3 protein-coding genes are annotated in these 1,598 nt (G+C 69.0%); 2 read left to right on the top strand and 1 reads right to left on the bottom strand.

Annotated elements, in window-relative coordinates; all coding sequences use genetic code 11:
- Positions 1-491, top strand: a 491-nt coding sequence (locus WCB02_RS39150) for an SAM-dependent methyltransferase (RefSeq protein ID WP_423967682.1), incomplete at its 5' end; no start/stop codon positions are given.
- On the opposite strand, the gene WCB02_RS39145 is transcribed toward WCB02_RS39150, so the two are convergent.
- Positions 467-1,213, bottom strand: a complete 747-nt coding sequence (locus tag WCB02_RS39145; RefSeq protein ID WP_423967680.1) for a cobalt-precorrin-6A reductase — start codon at positions 1,211-1,213, stop codon at positions 467-469. The genes WCB02_RS39150 and WCB02_RS39145 overlap by 25 nt on opposite strands.
- Positions 1,214-1,250: 37 nt before the next feature.
- On the opposite strand from WCB02_RS39145, the gene WCB02_RS39140 reads away from it, so the two are divergent.
- Positions 1,251-1,598, top strand: a 348-nt coding sequence (locus WCB02_RS39140; protein ID WP_423967678.1) for an SAM-dependent methyltransferase, incomplete at its 3' end; no start/stop codon positions are given.

The raw sequence follows: 1,598 nt of genomic DNA, 5'->3' as shown, positions 1-1,598 counted from the left end.
ATCCCGGCGTGTTCGCGATGGCCGCCGCGGTGTTCGAGGCGCTGGAAGGTCTGCCGCAATGGCAGGATCTTCCGATCCGGGTGCTGCCGGGCGTAACCGCGATGCTCGCGGCCGCCGCACGCGCCGGCGCGCCGCTCGGCCACGATTTCTGCGCCATCAATCTGTCCGACAATCTGAAACCATGGCAGGTGATCGAGCAGCGCCTGCGGCTCGCCGCCGAAGCCGACTTTGCGATCGCGATCTACAATCCGCGCTCGGCAAGCCGGCCCGAGGGCTTTGCCCGCGCGCTCGACGTTCTGAAACAGGCCGGTTGCGGCGAGCGCATCATCATCTTCGCCCATGCCGTGACGACGCCGAAGGAACGCATCGAGACCCTGCTGCTGCGGGACGCCCGGTCGGAGATGGCCGATATGGCCACGCTCGTGATCGTCGGCAATTCGGCGACGCGCCGCGTCGGCCGCTGGGTCTATGCGCCGAGGCGCGCGTCATGACCAAGCCATGCCAGCACGTCGTCGATGCTGTCGACCCGCAACCGCTCGGGCAGATCGGGACGCGCGATCATGATGACGGGCAGGCCCAATTCGCGCGCGGCGTCGAGCTTGGCGCGCGCGCCGCTGCCGCCCGCGTTGCGTGCGACCACATAGCCGATGTCGCGCGACCGCATCAGCTCGCGATCATCGGCGAGCGTGAACGGGCCGCGCGAAACGATGAGATCGGTGCGTGGCAGCGGCAACGGCCGGTCGGGCGGGTCGACCAAGCGCAAGGTATAGGCATGCTGCGGCTTGACGCTGAACGGCGCCAGATGCTGGCGGCCGATGGCGAGAAAGACGCAAGCGGGCTGCTCGGGCAGCGCCGCCACCGCCGCGCCGATGTCGGCGACGTCGATCCAGTTGTCGCCCGAAATTCGCGTCCATGGCGGCCGCTCCAGCGCGATCAGCGCCGTGCCTGTTGCCGCGCAGGCCGCAACCGCGTTGCGGCTCATCTCGGCCGCGAAGGGATGGGTGGCGTCGATGACATGGCTGATGCGCTCGCGCCGGATGAAATCCGCAAGACCGCTCATCCCGCCAAAGCCGCCGATCCGTGTCGGCAGCGCCTGCGCCGCCGGGTCCTGCGTGCGTCCCGCATAGGAATAGATCGCATCCATCCGCGCGCGCGCGATCGCGTCGGCGAGCCGGCCGGCGTCGCTCGTTCCGCCCAGAATGAGGGCGCGCATCGTGGCTGATCCGTTGCTCACAATTCCTTCGCTCACAATGCCTTGGCTCACCATCATCGGCATCGGCGAAGATGGCCTTGCCGGGTTCTCGGAGGCAAGCCGAAACGCGCTCGCCGCGGCCGAGATCGTGTTCGGCGGCGAACGTCATCTCAGGCTGGCCGATATCGGCAGCCGCGGCCGGCCCTGGCCGGTGCCGTTCGATATCGCGCCCGTGCTGCGCTGCCGCGGCCGGCCGACCGCCGTGCTCGCCTCCGGTGATCCATTCTGGCATGGCGCGGGCTCCAGCCTCGTATCCCATTTGTCCACCGGCGAATGGATCGCGCATCCGGCGCCGTCCACCTTCTCACTTGCGGCAGCGCGTCTCGGCTGGCGGCTTGAGGAGGTG

The sequence above is a fragment of the Bradyrhizobium sp. genome (assembly GCF_049581145.1).
Classification (GTDB): domain Bacteria; phylum Pseudomonadota; class Alphaproteobacteria; order Rhizobiales; family Xanthobacteraceae; genus Bradyrhizobium.
Note: the sequence above shows the minus strand (reverse complement) of the source record. Positions and strands in the feature narration are given on the sequence as shown.